Source organism: Planctomycetota bacterium, assembly GCA_035384565.1.
Taxonomy (GTDB): Bacteria; Planctomycetota; PUPC01; order DSUN01; family DSUN01; genus DAOOIT01.
Genome location: DAOOIT010000106.1, coordinates 1 through 13,749, shown reverse-complemented (window position 1 = coordinate 13,749; position 13,749 = coordinate 1). Strand labels below are relative to the sequence as shown.

Here is a 13,749-nt window from a genome sequence, read left to right as displayed (position 1 = left end):
CCTCCCGCGGGTCTGCAACCCGCGGGAGGTTGGGGTTGGACGCAGGAGCGTCCGGCTCATCGCCCCCACGCGGAGCGCAGGGGCGAGCATGATTCCCCTTCTCGTCCCTACGCTCTGCGTGGGGACGGGCCTCTTGGCCGCTCCGCGGCCTCTTCGTCTTCGGGTCGGGAACCTCCCGCGGGCTGCGAACCCGCGGGAGGTTGGGCTGAGGTTGGGGTTGGACGCAGGAGCGTCCGGTTCATCGCCCCCACGCGGAGCGCAGGGGCGAGAAAGAGAAGGTGACGGCGCGCAGGGGTGAGAAAGGTGAAGAAGCAAGGCTCCTAGTAGTTCTTCCCAGCACACTGGGGAGATCACGATCTACCTGCGCTGGCCGCAGATTCCGTGAGCGGCTATTGACACTCGCCCCGGGCCACACTACAATGTGAAGGAATGAGGCGGAACGGCGTCACCGCGGCCGCTAACGAGGGCAGAGGCTATGGCGATCCGTGGCAGGCGGCACCGGCGATTCGTGGTCGAGGATTGCACGGTCGAGTACCGCAAGCACAGCGCCCTGTCGTTCCTGGGCGGCGCGCCGAAGGTGGCCCCCCTCGTGGACGTGTCGGTCGGCGGCCTCCAGTTCGTCAGCGAAGACCTCTACGACATCGGCCAGCGCCTGGACCTCAAGGTGATCATCCCGAGCATCTTCCGGTCGCTGACGGTTCAGGCCGAGGTCGTGTGGTCCAAGCGGGTCACGCACCGCAGCTCGTACCGCGTGGGCGCGCGGCTGATACACCCGCCAGCCGAAGTGATCAGCCTGCTTCGCACGCTCGAGGAGCGGTTCTGGGCGCTGCCCGACGAGCGCAAGCGCGAGGCGGAAGCCGCGGTGTCGCGGCACTACCCGCTGCATCTCGAGCCTCGGCCCGAGGGCACCCCCGCCCGGGTCTACGACGACGCGGCGGCCGCCGCCGAAGCCGCCGCCGAGGCCGCAGGCGCGGCATCCGCGCCTGCAACGCCGCCGGCCGCGGCTGCCGCGCCCGCCGCCGCGCCACCGGCCGTGGCTGCCGTGTCCGCGCCCCCGGCTCCCGAGCCCGCGCCGGCCCCCGAGGCCGCCGCACCGCCCGAACCCGCCGCCGAGAAGCCGCCCGAGGAACCGGCCCCCGAGCCGCCCCAGCCGCCCGAGGCGGAGCCGACGCCTCCCCCCGAGGAGCCGGTGCCCGTGACCCTCTACGACCTCGTGGCCGGCATCGAGACGCGGCCCGACGCCGGAGTCCTCCTCCAGGGCGTGGCCAAGTGCCAGATCCTGCTGCCCGGCCTCGCCGACCGCGACTGCTTCGCCCTCGAGGTCCACGACAACACGATGCGGCACAGCGGCACCCCGTCGTTCGACCGGGGCGACGCGGTGGTCTTCTCGCCCAACGCGCCGGCGCGCAGCGGCGACCTGGCCTTTGTGGTCACCCGCGACGGCGGGGTGTTCCGCCAGGTCTTCTTCGACGCCAACAACGTCGTACGGCTGCGCCCCCTCAACAGTTGGTACCCCGAGCAGTGCTTCCACCGCGCCGAGGTCCAGGGCCTCTGGAAGCTTGTGGCGAAGTTCGAGCGCTACCCCGAGAAATAGCCCGCCGAAGGTCCTCGTGCGCCGCAACCTCTTGCGCCCGGCCCGCTGGTTCGCCCGTGTCTGGCGCTGCGCCGCGGTGGCGGCGCTGGCGGCGTGCGGCTGCGGCCCATCCGTGGGCCACGAGGCACGCGAGCGCGCGGCCCGCGCCGCCGACGAGGGCCTGCGCGCCCTGGAGAGCGGGCAGCGCGACGAGGCGCTCCGCCGGTTCCAGGCCGCCCTCGAGGCCGACCCGCGCCAGGCCGCGGCCCACAACGGGCTGGGGCTGCTCGCCTACGAGGCGGGGCGCCCGGCCGAGGCCATCGCCCACTTCCGCCGCGCCTGCCGCGGCGCGCCCCCCGCAGGCCACCTCAACAACCTGGCCGCCGCCTGCGCCGCGGTCGGACGCCTCCGCGACGCCGAGCGCGCCTACCAACGGGCCCTGCGGGCCGACCCCGCCGACCCCGCCGCCTGGGTGAACCTCGCCGCGCTGCGCCAGCAGGCGGGCCGCCACCAGGCCGCCCTCGACCAGGCCCGCCTCGCCGTGAAGCAGTTCCCCGACTATCCGCCGGCCCGCCTGGCGCTGGCCAACGCCCTGGCGCGGAACGGCCAGCCGAAGGAGGCCGAGGCCCTCTTCCGCGAACTGGCCGAGGTGCCCGAGACGACTCTCGCCGCGCGGCGCGGCCTGGCCTGGGTGCTCCGCTCGACCGGCCGCCCGGCGGAGGCCATCGCCCTGCTCCAGGCCGTGCTCGCGAAGGAGCCGCACCGTGCGAGCCTGCGCTTCGAGCTGTCGGCCTGCCTGCTCGCCGCGGGCCGGGCGGCCGAAGCCCTGGCCGAGGCGCGCCGGGGCGTCGAGGCCGAGCCGCAGGCCACCGCCGGCCAGATCGGACTCGGCGCCGCCCTGATCGGCAATGGGCAGTGCGAGGCCGCCGCCCGGGTGCTCGAGCGCGTGGTGGCGCGCGAGCCGCTCCAGATGGAGGCCCGCGCGCTCCTGGGCGACGCCTATGTGGGGCTCGGCCAGCCCGAACGCGCCGTGGCGCTGCACCGCGAGACGATGGAGCTGGACCTCGACAGCCCGCTGCCGCGCCGCCTGCTCGGCGACGCGCTGATGCTCGCGGGCCAGTTCGGCGAGGCCGTGCGGGCCTATCAGCGGGCGGTGGACCTGGGCGACAGCTCGGGCGTGACCCGCGCGCGGCTGGCCGACGCCTATGCCTGGCACGGCGACACGGCCCTGGCCCTCGAGGAGCTGGCCGAGGCCGCGCGCCGCAACCCCGACGACCCCGCCGTGCGCCTGCGGCTCGCCAGCTTCGCGGCCAGCCGCCGCGACGAGGCAGGCGCCCAACGCGAGTTCGACCGGGCGCTCGAACTGGCCCCGCGGAACCCCCAGGCCCACCTGGCCTGCGGCCACTGGCATCACAGCCAGCGCCGGCTGCACCGCGCCGCCGAGTGCTACCGCCGCGCCATCGAGCTCGACCCCCAGAGGGCCGAAGCGCATGCCTCGCTCGGCCGCGCGTTCGAGGACCTGGGGCGCCTGGACGAGGCCGCCGAGTGCTACCGCCGCTCGACGGAGCTGGAGACCGGCCGCTTCGAAACGTGGCTCGGCCTCGCGCGGGTGGAGGCCGCGCGTCGCCAGTTCGCCGCGGCCCGGGCCGCGCTGACGCGCGCCGACGCGCTCGCGAAGTCGCTGGAAGACCAGGCCGCCCTCGGCGCTGTGGCCCGCGCCCTGACGGCGGAGTCGGCGCCCAGACCCTGACGGCGCGGCTGCGCCTCATCCCCGGCCCATCAGGCGCAACAGCACGTCGGGGCAGTCGGCGCCGATGGCGTCGGGCGCCAGGTCCAGCGCGCGGCGGGCGTCGGCCTCGTTCCGCACCGTCCAGCACATCACGCGGAAGCCCTCGGCCTGCCAGGCGGCCACCTGTTCGCGGGTGAGCGCCTCCATGCAGGGATGGATGCCCCAGCACCGCAGACGCCGCGCGGCGGCGCCCAGGTCGAGCTTCGTCACGTTGCCGAGAAGCCCGATGCGCACGGCCGACGGCGCCAGGCGGCGGAACGCCTCGAGGAAGTCGGCGCCGAAGCTGTGCACGATCATCGCGTCGGCCCGCGCCTGGGCGAAGGGCAGCAGCGCCGCGGCCATCTCGGGGCGCGTATCCTTCACCTCCGCGTAGAGCGCCACGCCCGGGGGCACGAGGCCGAGCACCTCCTCGAGCGTCGGGATGCGCTCGCCGGCGAAGCGGGGAGCGAACCAGGCGCCGGCGTCCAGCCGCTTCAGCTCGGCCAGCGTGCGCTCGCCCACGCGGCCCGTGCCGTCCGTGGTGCGCTCGAGCGTGGCGTCGTGGATGACCACGAGGTGGCCGTCGCGGCTGAGGTGGAGGTCGAACTCCAAGGCGTCCACGCCCAGCTCCAGCGCGGCGCGCAGGCTGACGAGGGTGTTCTCGGGGTAGCGCTGGAGCCAGCCTCTGTGCCCGACGACGAGGGGCTTCACAGCCATTCCGTTGTCTCCTGGCCAAGGGGTTTGACTGCCCGCCGCGGCGGGCTATAATGGGCCTGTGCGGCCGCCGGGCCGCGAACCCAGGATCGAGCCAATCCTCCAGGGGGACCTGTCATGGCGATCGTGCGAGCGGGTGGCCGCGCGCTGGCGTTGTGCCTGCTGCTGGTGAGCGGCTGGGCGGCCGGAGGCGCCGCGCCGCCCCAGCCCGAGGACCGCGAGGTGCCGCCCGACCGCGGCAAGCTGACGCTGAAGGACGACGCCTTCAAGCGCGTGATGCTCGAGCTCAAGGACGCCGGGAAGCCGGTGGAGCAGCGGGTGGAGCTCATCGGGCTGTTCGCTTACTTCAAGGAGGCGCGGGCCGTTCCGGAGCTGATCGCCCTCGTGCAGTCGCCCAAGGAGGCGATGGCCCTCAAGGCGGCCGCGCTCTGGGCGCTCGGCGAGATCGGCGACCCGCGCGGCATGGTCGCCTTCCAGTATGCACTGAATCGCCTCTACGTCAAGGACCCCGAGTGGACGAGCGCCAAAGGCGTCACAGCGGAGGTGGACGGGAAGGAGCGCGAGGTCCCGCTGCGCGAGCTGTGCGAGGCGCGGCTGGGCCGCCTGGCCGAGGCGGTGCTGGCGAAGACCGAGGAGGGCCAGAAGCCGCAGCTCGTGGAGCTGCTGCTCTCGCCCCTGGCCGGCGGCACCACGCCCGCGAAGCCGCCCGAGGAGAACGAGCACGTGGGGCGGATGCGCGCCGCGCTCCTCTCGGTGGCCGCCGTGGGCGACCGCTCGCCCACCGCCCTCAAGGCCCTCACCACCGTGCTCACGGCCGACGACAACTACTACCCCTGGGACTTCAAGGTGATCGCCGCCGAGGCGCTGAGCACGATTCTGGTGCGGCGCGCCGACGAGCTCAAGAGCCTGAAGGCGCACGACAAGCTCTCCGACGAGATCGCGGCGGCGTTCATCCAGGCCTTCGGCGTCACCGACATCCCCGAGGTGCGCGAGATCGGCGCCCCGGCCCTGCGGCACACGGGCTGGGGCGACCGCGCGGCCCGCAGCCTGGTGACCGTGCTCCAGACGCCCAACCTGCCCAAGGCCGTGCGCTACCGGGCCATCGAGGCCCTCGCCTTTCTCGAGAGCCAGCAGGCCGCCGACCACCTGATCTTCCTCCTCTTCGACGCCGACAAGAACATCCGCTGGCGCGCCGCCGTGGCCCTGGGCACGTGCGGCGACCAGCGCGCCGCCGCCTTCCTGCGGCAGCTCGCCAAGGACCCCGACGCCTTCGTGCGGCTCAAGGCCGTGGGCGCGCTCGGCCGCCTGCGCGAGTTCTCGGTGCTGCCCGACCTGGCCGTGGCGATCGAGGACCCCGACGTGCGCGTGCGCCGCCAGGCCGCCCTGGCCCTGGGCCGGCTCGGCTTCCGGCAGGGCATTCCCGCCCTCGTCAACAGCGGGCTCAAGGACCCGAGCCCCTCGGTGCGCGCCATGTCCATCATCGCCCTCGGCTACATCACGCGGGCCGAGGGCCTCAAGGCTGTGCCGCCCATGCTGGCCGACCCCGACCCCGGCGTGCGCCGCGTGGCCGTGCAGGTGCTCGACAAGTTCGTCAACCCCGGCGCCACGCGCGCCCTGGTGGCCGCCCTGGGCGACGCCGACAAGGACGTGCGGGCCGACGCCGTGAGGGCCGTGGCCGACCGCATCGAGCGCAACCCGAGAGAGACTCTGGACCTCCTCACCGAGGCCATCGCGAAGTCGCAGGGCGAGGGCCGCCTGGCGGCCGTGCAGTGCCTCGCGGCCGACTATGCGAAGGCGCGCGGCGCCAAGGACCCCAAGCGCCGCACCCTTTACGAGCGCGGGCTCGACAGCCCGAAGGACGCCCTGGCCGCCGCGCTTCTGGCCTCGCTGGGCGACGGGAAGCCCGAGACCCGCGCCGCGGCCGGCAAGCTGCTCGCCGACCACGCCTTCGCCCACAAGAACAAGGCCCTGCTCTCCCCCGTGGCGGCCCTGGCGAACGACCCCGACCGCGCGGTGCGCAACATCGGCCTGATGGCGGACAACTATCTCAGGAATCTTCGGTGACGGGCGGGCCGCTCACCGGCGCGCGAAGTGGGCGACCAGGCGGGCGATGTCCTCGGGCGTGGCCTTGGCGAAGGGGTCGCGCTTCGGCTTCTGTTCGGCGGGGGCCTTAGGCGGCGCGGGCGCGGCCGGCGCCTTCTGCGGCTTCCGCTCCGGCTTCCTTTCCGGCCGCCGCTCCTGCCTCTGCTCGGGCTTCTTCTCGGTGGGGGGCTTGGCGGCACGCGGCTTGCGCTTGGGCGGCGGAGGCGGCAGCGCGTCCTTGATGCTCAGCGCGATCCGCCGCCGCTCGAGGTCCACCGACAGCACCTTCACGCTCACCACGCGGCCCACCGCCACTACCTGGCTGGGGTCCTTGACGTAGCGGCGCGACAGGTGCGACACGTGCACCAGGCCGTCCTCGGGCAGGCCGATGTCCACGAAGGCCCCGAAGGCGGTGACGTTGGTCACCGTGCCCTCGAGAGCCATGCCGGGCTTGAGGTCCTCGAGCGAGGTCACGCTGTCGTGGCACTCGACGGGCCGGAAGACGCCGCGCCCGTCGCTGCCCGGGTGCAGCAGCTCGCGGCGGATGTCGGCGAGGGTGGGCTCGCCCACATCGCCGCCCGCGTAGCGCGAGAAGTCAATGGCCTCGATGGCGTCGCGGCGCCCGAGCAGTGCGGCCGGGGTGGTGCCGGCATCGGCGGCGATGCGGGCCACGAGGTCGTAGCGCTCGGGGTGGATGCCGGTGGCGTCGAGCGGCTGGTCGCCGCCGGTCACGCGCACGAAGCCGGCGGCGAGCTGGAACTGCTTGTCGGTGAAGCCGGGCACCTCCTTGAGCTGGGCGCGCGAGCGGAAGGGGCCGTGCTCGGTGCGGTAGCGCACGATCTCGCGGGCCGTGGCCCGGCCGATGCCCGACACGTGCGCCAGCAGGGGCGCCGGCGCGCGGTTGAGGTCCACGCCCACCAGGTTCACGCAGCTCTCCACCACGTTCCGCAGGTGCTCCTGAAGCGAGCGCTGGTTGACATCGTGCTGGTACTGTCCGACGCCCACGGCCTTGGGGTCCACCTGCGCCAGCTCGGCGAGCGGGTCCTGAAGGCGCCGGGCGATGCTGACGGCGGCCCGTGTGGGCGCATCGAGGTCGGGGAACTCCTCGCGGGCGGCGCGCGAGTTGGCGTAGATGGCCGCGCCGGCGTCGTTGACCCGCGCGCGCAGCACGCGGCGGCCCTCCATGCCCTTGAGGGCGTCGCGCACGAACTGGTCGGCCTCGCGGGCGGCGGCGCTGTTGCCGATGGCGATGGCCGCCACGGCGTGGAGCTCGAGGAGCGCTCGCAGGCCGGCGGGGCTCTCTTCGGCGCTGGCGGCGGGCGCGGGCGGCAGCTCGGGCGCGCTCGCCGTGGCCCCCGGCGCGGGGGGCGCCGGGGCGCTGGCCTCCGCAGCGGGCGCCGGAGGCGCCGGGGCGCCCACGTTGGCAGCAGGCGCGGGGACGCCGGCGCTGGCGGCGGGGCCGGCGTTGGGGTCCTCTGGAGGCGGCGTGGAGGGGCCGGCGCCGGGCGCCGCGGGAGCTGAGGCCGCCTCGGAGGCGGCCTGCGCCGGGAGGGCGGCGGTCGTGTCGGCCGGGGGCGGCGCGGGGGGGCCGGCGTTGGCGCGAGGCGCCCGCGGCGCGAGGAGGCCGTGGTGGAGGAGCTTGCCGTGCTCGTCCACGATGGCGAATGCCCAGGCGCCCTGCGGGCCGGGGTTGATGCCCAGGGTGCGCAGCGGCCCGGCGGGGGGCTGGAGGAGCAGGCCGCGCAGGTTGGCGGCGAAGACGTGCACGGCCTCGGCGTCGGCCCGGCGCTTGAGCTCCGCGCGCAGCTCGGCCGCCAGGGTGGGGGCGAGCAGGCGGTCGTAGGCGTCGGCCAGAGCGGTCTCGACCACGGTGGCGGCAGGCGTGGCGGGGGCCGTGATGCGGCCCTCGCGGAGCAGGTGGAGCGCGCGCTCGCGGTCGGCCTCGATGCTCACGCGCAACCAGCCCTCCTTCTCGCCGCGCCGGATGGCCTGCACGCGGTGGGGAGGGATCTGGGTCACGGGCTCGGCGAAGTCGTAGTAGGTTTCGTACTTGCTCGGCTTGCCGGCGCGGCCGTCGGCCACGCGGGCGCGCACTACGCCGGTGTCGAGGAAGAGCTGGCGCAGGGCGCGGCGCACGGCGGGCTCGGCGGCCACGGCCTCGACGATGATGTGGCGTGCGCCCTCGAGGGCCGCCGCGGGGTCGGGCACGCCCTTGTCGGGGTTCACGTAGGGCGCGGCCAGTTCCTCGAGGGGCGGGGCGCCGGGGGTCTGGGCCAGGATGGCCTGGGCGAGAGGCTCGAGGCCGCGCTCGCGCGCGAGGAAGCCGCGGCTGCGGCGCTTGCCGCGGTGCCGCTGGCGCAGGTCCTCCAGCTCCGCGAGGCCGGCGCAGGCCGCAATCTCGTCGCGGGCCGTCTGCGGAAGCGGGCCGTGGGTTTCCAGCTCCTGGAGGGTCTTGGCCTTGCGTTGCTCGATGGCGCGGCGCTGGCGCAGGGCGGCGGCGAGGGCGTAGGCCTCGTCCTCGCGCAGGCCGGCGATGCGCTCCTTGCGGTAACGCAGGAGGAAAGGCACGGTGGCGCCCTCGGCCAGCAGCGGCGCCGCGCCTTCCACGCAGGCCAGCGGCAGGCCCAGATCCGCCGCCAGATGCTCCAGCTCGGTGCGCTCGACCATGGGGTCCCGCGCCTCCTCGCCCCGGAATCCGCACAATACGCCCTACGCAGCCAGTATTATATGAACACGCGCCCGCGGTGTCAAAGCCTGCGGCAGCGAGCGGTGCTTGACTCGTTGGCGTGGTTGCGCGATCATGGGGCCGCGGGGCGCGAGCGGGCGGGGCGCGGCACCGCAGAATGGAGGTCGGCCATGCTCAAACCGCGTTCCCGCCGCAGGGCCGTGGGCGTCACTCTGGTCGAGATTCTCACCGTCACGTCCATCATGTCCGGGCTGAACAGCCAGTCGAACTTCCGCTACGCCATCCACAGGGCCAATGAAGTGAGCGGCCTGAACAATCTGCGGCAGATCTATCTGCTGCTCCAGACGCAGTGCATCGCGGGCGCGCTGCCGAACGCCGCCTTCTACCCGCAGGGCGACCCGCTGAAGGACCCCAAGTCCATCGTGCGGCTCATCCCGGGCGCGCCGCCGCAGCTCTTCGTGTCGCCGTTTGCGCCCGACGCGTTGCGCGAGAAGGGCCTGACCTATGCGTGGAACACGGCGCTCAACGGCAAGACGCTGGACGTGGTGCCCGGCGGCACCTGGATGCTGATTGACGTGACGGCCTTCATCGCCGACCCCAGGATTCCCAAGCCCGGCAAGTATCTTGTGCTGTACGCCGACGGCCGGGCCGAGGCGGTGGCCGAGCCTCCCGCCGACATCGTCAAGCAGGTCCAGGAGGCCCAGGCCAAGCTCAAGTCCAAGCAGGCGACCGGCCAATGATCCGATTGCGTTCCCTGGCCGACGCTCGGCCCCCTTGCCCCGAGGCCGTCGCCCATCAGCAGTGCATCCGCCCCGCATGCGGGGCCACGTATGACCTGAAGTCGGTGCATCAACGCTGCGCGCGGTGCGGGGCGCTGCTCGACGTGGCCTACGACTGGGAACGCCTGCCCGTGCCCGAGCGCCTCGCGCTCTTCGACGAGCGGCGGACCTCCTCGCGCAACCCGCTCGACTCCAGCGGCGTGTGGCGCTTCCGCGAACTGATCCCCTTCGCCGAGCCCGACAAGGTGCTCACCATCGGCGAGGGGCAGACGCAGCTCCGGCGCACCGACGGGGTGGCCGCCTACGTCGGCCTCGAGCCGGGCCGCCTCTTCCTCCAGTACGAGGGCCTCAACCCGTCGGGCTCGTTCAAGGACAACGGGATGACCGGCGCCTTCACCCACGCGAACATGATGGGTGCGAAGTACGCGGCCTGCGCCTCGACGGGCAACACCTCGGCCTCGCTCGCCCTGTTCGCCGGCGTGTCGGGCCTGCTCAAGGCCGTGGTGTTCGTGGGCTCGGGCAAGATCGCCTACGGCAAGCTCTCGCAGGCGCTCGACTACGGCGCGACGACGCTCCAGATCGCCGGCGACTTCGACGACGCGATGCGCCAGGTGCAGGAGGTGTGCCTCCAGACCGGCCTCTACCTGATGAACTCGCTCAACCCCTTCCGCCTCGAGGGGCAGAAGGCCATCATGTACCGCGTGCTCGAGGGCCTCGGCTGGGAGCCGCCCGATTGGATCGTGGTGCCCGGCGGCAATCTCGGCAATTCGTCGTCGTTCGGCAAGGCCTTCGCCGAGCTGCACGCTCTGGGCCTCCTCCCCCGCATCCCGCGCGTGGCCATCATCAACTCGGCGGGCGCCGACACCCTCGACCGCCTGGTGAACCGCGCCGGCCTGCGCTGGAACGGCGGGAACGTGGACGATGCGGCGATCGCCGCCTTCTACGCCCAGATGGACACCGAGCAGCGCCGCGCCCGCACCCTCGCCTCGGCCATCGAAATCAACCGCCCCGTGAACCTCGACAAGGCGCTCCGCACGCTGGAGGCGACGAACGGCGTGGTGCGTGCGGTGCCCGACGAGGCGATCCTCGACGCGAAGGCCCTGGTGGGCGCGCACGGCTTCGGCTGCGAGCCGGCCTCGGCCGCCTCGGTCGCCGGCGCCAGGCGGCTGCGCGAGCAAGGCGTCATCGGCCGCGGCGAGCGCGTCGTGTGCATCCTCACCGGCCACCTGCTCAAAGACCCCCACGCCACCGTGGGCTATCACTCGTACGACGAGGCGCGCCTGCGCGAAGAGTTCGGCCAGTTCGGCGTCGCCCAGGCCCGCCACGCCAACAAGCCGATCCCCGTGGCCAACGACATCGAGGAAATCCTGCGGATCATTCGCCGGCTGTGACCGGGCCCACAAGCCCCACTGGGCCCCGTCGGACGTGTCGGACCCGTCCGACGTGTGCGACCCCAGCCCCCATCACCCGAGGGAGACGCCCGAATGAGCGGTTTCAGCGTCCAGAGCGGCGAGACGTTCGTCCTCATCGGCGACAGCATCACCGACTGCGGCCGGCGCGACCCGGCCGTCGGCCCCCTGGGCAACGGCTACGTGGCCTACTTCACCGACCTGGTGACGGCGCGGCACCCCGAGCGCAGGATTCGCTTCGTCAACCGCGGCATCAGCGGCGACACGGTGTTGGACCTCGAGGCCCGCTGGGAGGCCGACGTGTTGGCCGAGCGCCCCGACTGGCTCTCGGTGATGATCGGCATCAACGACCTGCACCGCACCCTCGACGGCGTGCGCTACGTCCCGCCCGAGGTCTACCGCGAGAGCTACACGCGCATCCTCACCCGCGTCGCCAGCCGGCTCGCCCCGCGGCTCGTGCTGCTCGAGCCCTTCTACATGATCCTGGAGCGCGACGCGGACGACTACCAGCGCCGCGTGCTGGCCCTGTTGCCCGGCTACCTGGCGGTCGTGCGCGACCTGGCCACGGCCTTCGATGCCCGGCTCGTGCGGCTCCAGGACATGTTCGTCCGTCAGCTCCAGCACCGCCCGTTCACGGCCTTCTGCGGCGAGCCCGTTCACCCCAACCGCACGGGGCACCTCCTCATCGCCCACGAACTGCTCGAGGCCCTCTCCGCCTGAGCGGCCCCGGCGGCGCCGCAGCGGAGGCACGCGCGGGCCTCGCCGCTTGACACGCCCGCCTCGCGCCGGGTATCCTCTGGGACAGCGAGGCGCGCGGTCCGCTCACCACCCACAGGAGGACGAGGCCATGGCCAAGATCTCGTTCATCGGCGCCGGCAGCATCGTGTTCGCCAAGACGATCATGATGGACATCATGGCGACGCCCGAGTTGGTGGACTCGGAGATCTGCCTGATGAACCGCGGCAAGCCGAAGCTCGACCGCATCCAGGCGTTCGCCGACCGCGTGGTGAAGGACAACCACCTGCCCACCAAGATCACCGCCACGCTCGACGTCCGCGAGGCGCTGGACGGCGCGGACTACGTGGTGAACATGTTCGACACCGGCGGCGCCGTGGCCTACGAGCACGATTACCTCATCCCGCTCAAGTACGGCGTGGACCAGTGCATCGGCGACACGCTGGGCCCGGGCGGCGTCTTCCGCGCGCTCCGCACCATCCCCGTCGTCGTCCGCTATGCGAAGATGATGGAGAGCCTCTGCCCCCACGCGCTGCTCCTCAACTACGTGAACCCCATGGCCGCCGTGTGCTACGCCCTGGGCCAGGAGGCCAAGGTGCCGTTCGTCGGCCTCTGCCACGGCGTGCAGACCACCATTGACCTCATCGCCCACATCCTCGGCGAGAGAAAGGAGTCCCTCTCCTACTTCGCCGCCGGCATCAACCACATGGCCTGGTTCCTGCGGCTCGAGAAGGACGGCGTGGACCTCTACCCCAAGTTCCGCGCCCTGTGCGAGCGCCCCGAGGTCTACAAGATCGAGAAGGTGCGCATCGAGACCATGCGCCACTTCGGCTACTTCATGACCGAGAGCACCGGCCACCTGAGCGAATACCTCCCCTACTTCCGCAAGAACCAGAAGGCCCTCGACACCTACTGCGACGAGCCGGCCTTCGGCGGCGAGAGCGGCGCCTACTACAAGTTCGGCAAGATCCTCGCCAAGAAGTTCGCCAAGGTGGACCCCCTCGAGTTCGAGTCCACCCAGCTCGCCCCGCCCAGCGCCGAGTACTGCACCCACATCCTCAAGGCCCACACCACGGGCGAGCCGTTCCGCCTCAACGGCAACGTGCGCAACGACGGCCTCATCGCCAACCTCACCCAGGGCTGCTGCGTGGAGGTGCCCTGCTTCGTGGACAAGATGGGCATCTACCCCACCCGCGTGGGCGCGCTCCCGCCCCAGTGCGCGGCCCTCAACCAGACCAACGTCACCGTCCAGGGCCTCGCCTGCCAGGCCGCGCTCACGGGCGACCCCGAGCTGGCCTTCGCCGCGGTCGCCCTCGACCCGCTCGCCTCGGCGGTCTGCACGCTCTACGAGATTCGCGAGATGGTGCGCGAGATGCTCGCCAAGGAGGCCGCGTGGCTGCCGCAGTTCCAGGGCCGCACCCTGGCCGCGCGCAAGCCCGTCAAGGTCACGCCCAAGACCAAGGGCATCGAGGCCCCCCTCGACCCCGCCCTGGCCATCGGCAACCGCTTCGGCCAACTCGCCACCATGAAGGTGAAAAAGGCCAGGAAGTAAGGCTCATCAGGGCTTGGCGATCCTGACGTAGCCGCCATTGGAGAGCATGGGAGCGGTGCGGCGGCGCCGGCGGGGGCCGCCCTATAACCCTCTATGCCGCAATGCCTTACGCTCTCCGGCCATTCCCGCTCACATGCTTGCTCATCGCGCAGATGAGCGAGTATGGCCGGAACCGCGAGAATCGCCCATTCTCGCCCATCTACCCATGCTGTATCACTCTCCCCCTCACGGGGTTGATACAGCATGGGCGGGCGGCGCCCGCCCGCCGCCCCGCATAGCCCTCCCGCGGAACCGCCAGGCCCGCGCGGCCTCACGCCCTCCGCTCTCACCGGACGATTGGGGCGTGGACGGGTGTGGGCCGGAATTGTAGGTGGCTGCGGGAGCTCCGAAGGAGCAAAATAGGATAGCCCAGGGCAACGCCCTGGGAACAAGACCGCCCCGCGGCAGCCCT

The 13,749-nt window shown here is 72.8% G+C and carries 9 protein-coding genes; 7 read left to right on the top strand and 2 right to left on the bottom strand.

What is annotated here, in order from left to right; genetic code table 11:
• The first annotated feature begins 475 nt into the window (after nt 1-475).
• Nucleotides 476-1,594 (top strand): PilZ domain-containing protein, encoded by a 1,119-nt coding sequence (locus PLE19_22590; protein ID HPD17736.1) that lies wholly within the window; start codon nt 476-478, stop codon nt 1,592-1,594.
• A gap of 16 nt (nt 1,595-1,610) precedes the next feature.
• Entirely contained in the window at nt 1,611-3,323 is a 1,713-nt protein-coding gene (locus tag PLE19_22585; protein HPD17735.1) for a tetratricopeptide repeat protein, read from the top strand.
• 15 nt (nt 3,324-3,338) lie between these two features.
• On the opposite strand, the gene PLE19_22580 is transcribed toward PLE19_22585, so the two are convergent.
• Nucleotides 3,339-4,058 (bottom strand): glycerophosphodiester phosphodiesterase family protein, encoded by a 720-nt coding sequence (locus tag PLE19_22580; GenBank protein ID HPD17734.1) that lies wholly within the window; start codon nt 4,056-4,058, stop codon nt 3,339-3,341.
• A 114-nt stretch (nt 4,059-4,172) separates the two neighbouring features.
• Here PLE19_22580 and PLE19_22575 point away from each other — a divergent pair, with 114 nt between their 5' ends.
• A complete protein-coding gene (locus PLE19_22575; protein ID HPD17733.1) occupies nt 4,173-6,119 on the top strand; it encodes a HEAT repeat domain-containing protein in 1,947 nt (648 codons plus the stop codon).
• Between the two features lie 12 nt (nt 6,120-6,131).
• Here PLE19_22575 and PLE19_22570 read toward each other — a convergent pair whose 3' ends face one another.
• On the bottom strand, nt 6,132-8,804 hold the full coding sequence (locus tag PLE19_22570) for a Tex-like N-terminal domain-containing protein (protein ID HPD17732.1): 2,673 nt from the start codon (nt 8,802-8,804) through the stop codon (nt 6,132-6,134).
• Nucleotides 8,805-8,993: 189 nt separating this feature from the next.
• Between PLE19_22570 and PLE19_22565 the strand changes: the two genes are divergently transcribed.
• The 4 genes from PLE19_22565 to melA all read left to right on the top strand — a co-directional run bounded on the left by PLE19_22565 (nt 8,994) and on the right by melA (nt 13,298).
• Nucleotides 8,994-9,563, top strand: a complete 570-nt coding sequence (locus tag PLE19_22565) for a hypothetical protein (protein ID HPD17731.1) — start codon at nt 8,994-8,996, stop codon at nt 9,561-9,563.
• Entirely contained in the window at nt 9,560-10,993 is a 1,434-nt protein-coding gene (gene thrC, locus PLE19_22560) for a threonine synthase (GenBank protein HPD17730.1), read from the top strand. Before PLE19_22565 ends, thrC begins: the two co-directional genes overlap by 4 nt.
• Before the next feature lie 93 nt (nt 10,994-11,086).
• On the top strand, nt 11,087-11,731 hold the full coding sequence (locus PLE19_22555; GenBank protein HPD17729.1) for an SGNH/GDSL hydrolase family protein: 645 nt from the start codon (nt 11,087-11,089) through the stop codon (nt 11,729-11,731).
• A gap of 127 nt (nt 11,732-11,858) precedes the next feature.
• Complete coding sequence (melA, locus tag PLE19_22550; GenBank protein HPD17728.1) at nt 11,859-13,298, top strand: alpha-galactosidase; 1,440 nt, start codon at nt 11,859-11,861, stop codon at nt 13,296-13,298.
• Nucleotides 13,299-13,749: the final 451 nt, after the last annotated feature.

Bases quoted from the DNA above. Each gene is read 5' to 3' on its own strand.
- PLE19_22570 (HPD17732.1), bottom strand. From the start codon at position 8,804: ATGGTCGAGCGCACCGAGCTGGAGCATCTGGCGGCGGATCTGGGCCTG.
- melA (HPD17728.1), top strand. From the start codon at position 11,859: ATGGCCAAGATCTCGTTCATCGGCGCCGGCAGCATCGTGTTCGCCAAG.
- thrC (HPD17730.1), top strand. From the start codon at position 9,560: ATGATCCGATTGCGTTCCCTGGCCGACGCTCGGCCCCCTTGCCCCGAG.
- PLE19_22575 (HPD17733.1), top strand. From the start codon at position 4,173: ATGGCGATCGTGCGAGCGGGTGGCCGCGCGCTGGCGTTGTGCCTGCTG.
- PLE19_22555 (HPD17729.1), top strand. From the start codon at position 11,087: ATGAGCGGTTTCAGCGTCCAGAGCGGCGAGACGTTCGTCCTCATCGGC.
- PLE19_22580 (HPD17734.1), bottom strand. From the start codon at position 4,058: ATGGCTGTGAAGCCCCTCGTCGTCGGGCACAGAGGCTGGCTCCAGCGC.
- PLE19_22565 (HPD17731.1), top strand. From the start codon at position 8,994: ATGCTCAAACCGCGTTCCCGCCGCAGGGCCGTGGGCGTCACTCTGGTC.
- PLE19_22590 (HPD17736.1), top strand. From the start codon at position 476: ATGGCGATCCGTGGCAGGCGGCACCGGCGATTCGTGGTCGAGGATTGC.